This is a genomic window from Mesorhizobium sp. M4B.F.Ca.ET.089.01.1.1, from assembly GCF_004022605.1.
Taxonomy (GTDB): domain Bacteria; phylum Pseudomonadota; class Alphaproteobacteria; order Rhizobiales; family Rhizobiaceae; genus Mesorhizobium; species Mesorhizobium abyssinicae.
On the sequence record NZ_RZOS01000312.1, the window covers coordinates 1 to 6,866 of the forward strand.

Here is a 6,866-nt window from a genome sequence, read left to right on the forward strand (position 1 = left end):
TGTCATAGCCGTCGAGGAAGCCGAGCAGCGTGTCGCGTTGGGCGCCGGTCATGCCGCGATCGCCGGCGCCGACGGGAAGATCGATCTTCTGGTTCTTTTCCGCGATGACGATCGGATGGCTGGTGCGATAGTCGTCGGGGATGGCGCCGACCGTGACGCTGTCGCGTTTCCAGCCGGCGCAGCCGGCGAGCGATGCGGCGAGCAGGACCGCCAGGACCGGGGCTACGGAGCGGCGGATCCGCTCGCGACCGGACCTTGCCGGCGCCGCGGTGGTGTTCGATGTCGACTGAAACATGTCCGCTTCCCCGCTCACTTGTAGATGAACCCGACAACGCCGTGATAGCGGCCGGCGGGTCTGTCGGTCTGCATGGTGCCGTAGACGCGATTGACGCGGCCAAGGAACATGCCTGCGCCGTCGCTCGGGGCGTTGAAGTTGTCGTCCGGCTTGGCAAGTTCGTTGCGCGCGACCGGCTTGGCCAGATAGGGCGTGATGATGATGACGAGCTCGCTCTCGTTGCGGACGAAGTCGCGGCTGCGGAAGAGCGTGCCGAGCACCGGGATCTTGGTCAGGCCGGGCAAGCCGTTGACGGCCTGCCTGACGTCGTCGCGGACGAGGCCGGCGATCATCATCGACCCGCCGGACGGCAGTTCCACCGTCGTATCCGCCAGGCGCTTGCGCAGCGACAGCGCATTCATGCCCTGGCTCCTTCCGCCGGCCGACAGCGACACCGATCCCTCCGTGGTCGGCTCCGATACGGAGGTCCTGACCTTCAGGCTGATGCGACCGGGCGACAGCACCACCGGCTGGAATTCCAGGCCGATGCCGTATTCGATCTTCTCGATCGAATAGGTTCTGTTGCCCGTCTGGTTGTCGGTCGAAACGTTGGCGCTGACGCTGTTGACCATGTTGTACTCGCCGCCGACCTTGAAGGTCGCCTTCTCGCCGGACACGGCGGTCAGCGTCGGCTCGGCCAGGGTCTTCATGACACCGGCCTGTTCCATGGCATTGATGTAGGCCTGGATCGCCGAGGTGCCGACATTGAAACCCGAGTTCGAGATCGGCTTGCCGAGGCCGCTGAACGTATCGCCCAGCGCGCCCCAGGAAATGCCGTTGCTGCCGCCGCTGCCGACCATGTTGACGCCGAGCTGCTTCATCACCGAGCGGCTGACCTCCGCCACGGTCACCTTCAGCGTCACCTGGTCGTCGCCGATGATCTGCAGCAGGTTGACGATCTTCGAGACGCGGCGGTCCTGGTCGGGGTTGTTGATGTCGACGCCGCCATTGGCCGATCCGCCGGCGGCGGTCTGCGAATACTGGCCGGTTGTGGCTTCACCGCCGGACACGAAGATGGTCGCCAGGTCGACGGCGCGCTTGGCGTCGAGAGGCGTGTCCACGCTTCCGGTCAGAACGACGTTGTCGTTCAGCAGTTCGACCTTGATCTCGGACGTCGGCAGGAAGCGCTTGAGGTAGTCCTCCAGCCCGGCGACGTCGCGTTCGACCGCCAGATCGAGGCTGACGATCTGCTCGCCATTGGGGCCGAAGACAAAAATGTTGGTCTCGCCCACGGCCTTGCCGAACAGATAGATGCGCCGCGCGGTGCGGGTGACCGCATCGGCGACCGCGGGATTGGCGACCAGGATGTCATAGGCATCGCTCGGCAGGTCGATGACCACCGACTTGTTGAGACCGAGCTTGACGCGTTGTGTGGCGGTGGACGCCGACACCTGGGCGTTCCGGTTCGCGGCCTTCGCCTCGACCATGCCGGGCGCGTTGGTGCCGAGCAGGAACAGGCCGATCGCCGCTGCCGCCATGAAGGGCAGTTTACCCTTTAGCCTCATTTCCTTGCTCCCACTTCGGAAACTTCGCCCGACTTGATCATCCGCACCGTGCCGCGCCGGCCGTTGCCGGAAACGAGATAGTCGGCCTCGCCCAGATTCTTTTCGTGAGCGTCCGTGATCGGACGCAGCGCCAGGGTCAGGCGATCGGCCATCTGCTGCGCGACCGTGATGATTTCGGCCTGCTGCGGCGACAGCTCAAGCGTGGCGGTCTGACCGACCCTGGTCTTCTTGCCTTCCTCATCCTCCTGGATGGTCTGGTCGATCGCCAGGACGCGGATGTTCTTCAGGATGGTCTCGGTGGTGAACCCGCTGCCGCCCGTTCCGGTGTCGGAACGGCGGGTCATGATCACGTCGACGAAATCATTGGGGAGGATGAAGCCGCCGGCTGATGTGTCGGCCGATATCGCGGTGGCGACGGCGCGCATGCCGCTGGGCAGGATCGACGACATGAAGCTCTGGCCCTCGCCGATCAGCTTGGAGCGCCTGAGCGGCTCGCCCGTATACATCGCCACGCGGGCAACGGAGCCCTTCAGCTTGTCCACGGCATCGGGCTCCGCGGCGCGGGTGATGAAATTCGCGTTGATGCCGTCGGCCGGCCACGACTCCCAGCTGATGTTGTTCTCCAGCGGGCTGCCCATGGCGACATCGCCGGACAGGACGAGCACGTCCTGCAGCGCTATGGCCGGCGCCTGGGGGCTATCGACGACGACCCGGGGCGGCGGAACCGCCACCATGTTCTTCGCGACATAACCCGCGCCGCCCGCCGCGGCCACCGCCACGCTCAGTATTATAAGTCGGGATGCTGGCATCTGTCCGAACCCTCGCCTATGGCAAACCACCTAGCCAGGGCGGACTTTGCAGCCGCAATCGTCAAAACAAGGTTAATGCAATGCTTACGATCGTGATTAATTTAAGGTTTACATAAATTAGAACGAACCGCCCTCCGGGATGCGAAAAGGGCGGCCAAGCCGCCCAGTCCAAAACCGGATAACTCGTACGCGCGATGGCAAGGGGCTAGGCGGCCAGCCTTTCCAGCGCCCATACCATGAGCGGAGAATCCGGAAAGACGATCAGACCGCCGATGCCCAGCGCGATGCCGTAGGGAACGCCGGTCGTCTGGTCGGCGAAATGGCGCAGGAAGGGATTGTGCCCGGTAAAGTCCGCCAGTGCCGATTTCCGGTAAGCAAGGATGGCGACCGTCAGCAGCCCGCCGATGAAGGTCGAAATCACCAGGTATTCGACAAGATGGATGTTGAAGCCCATCCACAGCGCGGTGGCGGCCAGCAGCTTGGCATCGCCGCCGCCCATGCCGCCGAGCGCGAACAGGCCAAAGGTCACGGCCAGCACCAGGAAGCCCGCCGCGAAATGCCAGCCATAGGCGGCCCAATCCATCCCCGTCAGCGGCGCCACCAAGGCAAAGACCACCACCAGCAGCACCGACACGCGATTGGCGATCGTCATCGACAGCATGTCGGAGATCGCGGCAAACAGCATGCAGAACGGAAAGACGACGAAGATGAGGGCTTCAAGCATGGGCGCGGTGCCTGCGGTCGAGTTCTAGCCAGTGCAGCCTAGGCATGTTCGATTAACGATTGATGAGGCGGGCCAGTCAAAATCGCCCGGCTTGATGAAAACGTGAATGACGAAAAAAGGGCCGCCAGAAGAGGCGGCCCTTTCGCTTGAAGAAGCTAATTCGCTTCAGGTATCAGGAACCTTCAACCTTGTTGGCGATGGCGTCGAACTTGTTGTTCAGCGCATTGCCGAGGGCGCCGGCGCCGACCATGATGGCGAGCGCGATGAGAGCGGCGATCAAGCCATATTCGATGGCGGTCGCACCGGACTCGTTCTTCACAAAACGTGCAATGAGGTTAGACATTCGAGAGCTCCTACTCCACGTGTTACAGCACTTCCGTCAACTTCTCTTGCCGGTTGATCGGATGCTGCCAATCTAGGGAGAAGGCCTTTCGATCGGCTTAATAAACAGCCTTACCGATTCCTTTCCGGTCTCGAACCCGTTGCTTGGTTAACCGTCAGCTAAAGTACCGGCGAGCCGCCTCGCCGCCCGCAAAGCAGCGGCAGAGGCGGATTCCCGGCGACTGTCGCAGGGAGGGCCATCGCCCGCCGCGGCAGGCAGTCGAACGCCGGCCTTAATCGTGCTGAGCACGGGCTTAACCGTTGGTTCACCAATCTCGTTCATGTTCCGTTGAACAGTTTGCCGCCTTGGAGCGTCCAGATGACCGGGTTGAGATCGTCGTTTCCAGTTGCCGTGCTTGTCGCCGCCGCTGCCTTCGTCCTGCCGGCCAAGGCTGGGCCCGGCATCGAAGTCACCATGAACCAGGCCAAGATCGTCAAGCTGTCCCGTTCGGCCGACACCATCGTCATCGGCAATCCGGCGATTGCAGACGCCTCCGTGCAGGATGCCTCGACCATCGTGCTGACCGGCAAGGGATTCGGCGTCACCAATCTGGTCGTCCTCGACCAGGACGGCAGCCCGATCATCGACGAACAGGTCACCGTCGTGCGGCAGGATGCATCCTCGGTCAGAATCTACAGGCGCTCCGAAATCCAGACCATGTCCTGCACCCCGTATTGCGAAAGCTCCTACAAGAGCGACAGCGAGAAGGCCTCGGAAGCCGAGATGAGCGCCGGCCACTGAGCTGCCCGCCTTTTCGGCGACTACGGTTAGCGGCCGGCTAACGGCGCTTCGACGAATTTAACGGTCATCCAAACCGGGCTTCAATGGGTTTTCGTTAATGTCCCGGCCGACATCACAAGGATCGGCAGGGAGTGGGCATGAACAGGAAGCGAGCGCCCGAGGACGACAATCGCGGCAACGGGTGGACACGGCTCCGCGCCCGCTTTCTTGGTGATCGGCGCGGCAGCACGGCGATGGAATTCGCGATGCTTGCCTTGCCTTTCGCCCTCCTCGTCTTCGCCATCCTCGAAAGCTGCATTTCATTTGCCGGCCAGGAAGTGATGGCCAACATCACCGACGACATCGCCCGCAAGTTGCGCACCGGCCAGCTGAGGCCGGCCGACGTGAGCGGCACCAAGTTGCAGGACATGATCTGCGCCAAGCTGGAAATCATTGTCGCCAACAAGTGCCCGGGACTATCCGTGGACTTGCGCGAATATGCGACCTTCGCGGACGCCGCTACGGCGAGCTACAAGATCGTGAACAACCAGATCGTGCTGACTCAAGGCGCGAACTCGACGGCTTTCGGCGTATCGCCCGGGCTGGCGGAAACGAAGAACATGTTGCGCGTCTTCTACAAATGGCCGGTCATGACCGACTTCATGTCCAAGTCGATGACCAATATGACCGACGGCACCGCGCTGCACTTCGCGTCCGTGACGTGGCAGAACGAGCCGTTCGACAACTGAGATTGCGGGCATGCTTCGGCAAAACGGGGGTAAGGGCATGTATCGTGCGGGGGCACATCGGGGAATTTTGGCGGTCTGGACACGAGCGGTGCGGTTTGGCGCCGATCGCCGCGGCATCGCGGCGATCGAGTTTGCCTTCATCGTGCCGCTGCTGCTCGTCATGTATTTCGTGACCATGGAGGCCTCCCAGGCCATCGAGACCAGCAAGAAGGTCAGCCGCATCGGCAGCATGGTGGCGGACCTCGTCACCCAGCAGAACACCATCACCAAGGCCGATCTCGATGCGATCATGAAGATCGGCAACTCGACCCTGAAGCCCTACAACCGGTCGGATCCCAAGATCGTCATCACGGCGATAGAGGTCACCACCGATACGACGCCTAAGGTGCAGGTCGTCTGGTCGCGCAAGCTGCTCAACGGGGCCACCAGCGCCGATGCCGCGAAGACCAGCACCACCACGATTCCCACCGCGCTCAACGTCAAGGGCACCTTCCTCATCCGCGTCGAGAGCGACCTCGCCTATGAGCCGATCATCACCTGGGCGGCGGACAGCAAAGAGCGGCTTGGGCTGACCTCGGCTTTCAGCCACATTTCGATGAGCGAGACCTACTATCTGCGGCCGCGCCGGAGCACGACGATCCCTTGCAGCGACTGCTGAGAATTGCACGGCGCCGCTTCGCCCCGGATTATTGCCCGCCCTCTTTGCCCGACACCATGCGCACGATCGCAGCCGCCATCGCATAGTCCTTTTGCGAGGCGACGGTGAAGCCGCCCGAATGCGTCGTCTCCAGAAGATCGTAGACATCGGGCGTCATCGACTTCAGGTTGGTGAGAAACACGGTGAGCCGGCGCTTGGCCTCGGGATCGAGATCGCTGCGCACGGCATGCGGGCCGTATCTGAGCAGGCCTGACGTCCACACGATCCGCAGCGCCGCCTTCGAAACACCCGCCGCCTCAAGCCGCGCCATCGTGCCGTTCGGATCGGCCGGCTGGTCGCCCGTGCCGGCCGGCTGGCCTGCCGGAAGGGCCGGCGGACTGTCGGCCGCGGCCGGATTGCCGTCCGCCAGCGCCGTTTCCCAGCCGAACAAGGCATCGGCCTGCCCGTCGACCAGCATTGCCTCGGCGGCGGCCGCCGAGCCGGCATGCAGCAGATAGGGTGAATCCTCGGTGATCCCGACGCCTGCCGCCGTCAGGCCGGCGAGCGGCAAAAGCGAGCCGCCGACGCTGTCGGCAGGCGCCATGGCGATGCGATGGCCCGGCATGGCCGCGAGATCCGGCACCTTGCCGTCGCGCGTCACAAGGAGCGAGCGGATGCCGGCGGCGCCATCGGTATCGACCGGCGCCACCAGCGGCTCGACGCAGCCGCAGCGCTCGGACGCGGTCGCATAGGCGACGGCTGAATAGACGGCATACTGAATCCGTCCCTCCACCTGCGCCTCGATCAGCGCCCGGTAGTCGCGGGCGACGACAAACTCGACCTTCATGCCGAGTGCCTTGGTGTAGGCGTCGGTGAGCAGCGCCAGGCCCGGAACGGTGTTGCCGGCTCCAGGTTCGGCGACGATTCCGACGCGGAATGTGCCGATGTCGTCGCGCCAGTCGGCGCTGGCCGTATCCGGCCAGGACGCGGCCAGCAATGCCAAAGC

Annotated in this window: 9 protein-coding genes; 3 read left to right on the forward strand and 6 right to left on the reverse strand. The window is 63.5% G+C overall.

Features of this window, described 5'->3' with window-relative positions; all coding sequences use genetic code 11:
* From EN780_RS23890 to EN780_RS23910, 5 genes are all read right to left on the reverse strand, one after another.
* On the reverse strand, positions 1 to 295 hold a 295-nt coding region (locus EN780_RS23890), incomplete at its 3' end, for a CpaD family pilus assembly lipoprotein (RefSeq protein WP_245500098.1).
* 14 nt (positions 296 to 309) lie between these two features.
* A complete protein-coding gene (locus tag EN780_RS23895; RefSeq protein WP_127309939.1) occupies positions 310 to 1,839 on the reverse strand; it encodes a type II and III secretion system protein family protein in 1,530 nt (509 codons plus the stop codon).
* Positions 1,836 to 2,648, reverse strand: coding sequence for a Flp pilus assembly protein CpaB (gene cpaB / locus EN780_RS23900; protein WP_127285904.1), 813 nt, complete (start codon positions 2,646 to 2,648; stop codon positions 1,836 to 1,838). Before cpaB ends, EN780_RS23895 begins: the two co-directional genes overlap by 4 nt.
* Positions 2,649 to 2,853: 205 nt before the next feature.
* Positions 2,854 to 3,372 carry a prepilin peptidase gene (locus EN780_RS23905; protein WP_127285905.1) on the reverse strand — a complete coding sequence of 173 codons (519 nt, stop codon included), beginning with the start codon at positions 3,370 to 3,372 and terminating at the stop codon, positions 2,854 to 2,856.
* Positions 3,373 to 3,544: 172 nt separating this feature from the next.
* A complete protein-coding gene (locus EN780_RS23910; RefSeq protein WP_127285906.1) occupies positions 3,545 to 3,715 on the reverse strand; it encodes a Flp family type IVb pilin in 171 nt (56 codons plus the stop codon).
* Positions 3,716 to 4,072: 357 nt separating this feature from the next.
* On the opposite strand from EN780_RS23910, the gene EN780_RS23915 reads away from it, so the two are divergent.
* From EN780_RS23915 to EN780_RS23925, 3 genes are all read left to right on the forward strand, one after another.
* A complete protein-coding gene (locus EN780_RS23915; protein ID WP_127285907.1) occupies positions 4,073 to 4,495 on the forward strand; it encodes a pilus assembly protein N-terminal domain-containing protein in 423 nt (140 codons plus the stop codon).
* 137 nt (positions 4,496 to 4,632) lie between these two features.
* Positions 4,633 to 5,223, forward strand: a complete 591-nt coding sequence (locus EN780_RS23920; protein ID WP_127285908.1) for a TadE/TadG family type IV pilus assembly protein — start codon at positions 4,633 to 4,635, stop codon at positions 5,221 to 5,223.
* Positions 5,224 to 5,260: 37 nt separating this feature from the next.
* Positions 5,261 to 5,881, forward strand: a complete 621-nt coding sequence (locus EN780_RS23925; RefSeq protein ID WP_127285909.1) for a TadE/TadG family type IV pilus assembly protein — start codon at positions 5,261 to 5,263, stop codon at positions 5,879 to 5,881.
* Positions 5,882 to 5,909: 28 nt separating this feature from the next.
* Here the strand turns inward: EN780_RS23925 and EN780_RS23930 are convergent, their stop codons facing one another.
* On the reverse strand, positions 5,910 to 6,863 hold the full coding sequence (locus EN780_RS23930; RefSeq protein WP_128275502.1) for a PhnD/SsuA/transferrin family substrate-binding protein: 954 nt from the start codon (positions 6,861 to 6,863) through the stop codon (positions 5,910 to 5,912).
* Positions 6,864 to 6,866 lie beyond the last annotated feature (3 nt).

Bases quoted from the DNA above. Each gene is read 5' to 3' on its own strand.
- EN780_RS23910 (WP_127285906.1), bottom strand. From the start codon at position 3,715: ATGTCTAACCTCATTGCACGTTTTGTGAAGAACGAGTCCGGTGCGACC.
- EN780_RS23925 (WP_127285909.1), top strand. From the start codon at position 5,261: ATGTATCGTGCGGGGGCACATCGGGGAATTTTGGCGGTCTGGACACGA.
- cpaB (WP_127285904.1), bottom strand. From the start codon at position 2,648: ATGCCAGCATCCCGACTTATAATACTGAGCGTGGCGGTGGCCGCGGCG.
- EN780_RS23895 (WP_127309939.1), bottom strand. From the start codon at position 1,839: ATGAGGCTAAAGGGTAAACTGCCCTTCATGGCGGCAGCGGCGATCGGC.
- EN780_RS23920 (WP_127285908.1), top strand. From the start codon at position 4,633: ATGAACAGGAAGCGAGCGCCCGAGGACGACAATCGCGGCAACGGGTGG.
- EN780_RS23905 (WP_127285905.1), bottom strand. From the start codon at position 3,372: ATGCTTGAAGCCCTCATCTTCGTCGTCTTTCCGTTCTGCATGCTGTTT.
- EN780_RS23915 (WP_127285907.1), top strand. From the start codon at position 4,073: ATGACCGGGTTGAGATCGTCGTTTCCAGTTGCCGTGCTTGTCGCCGCC.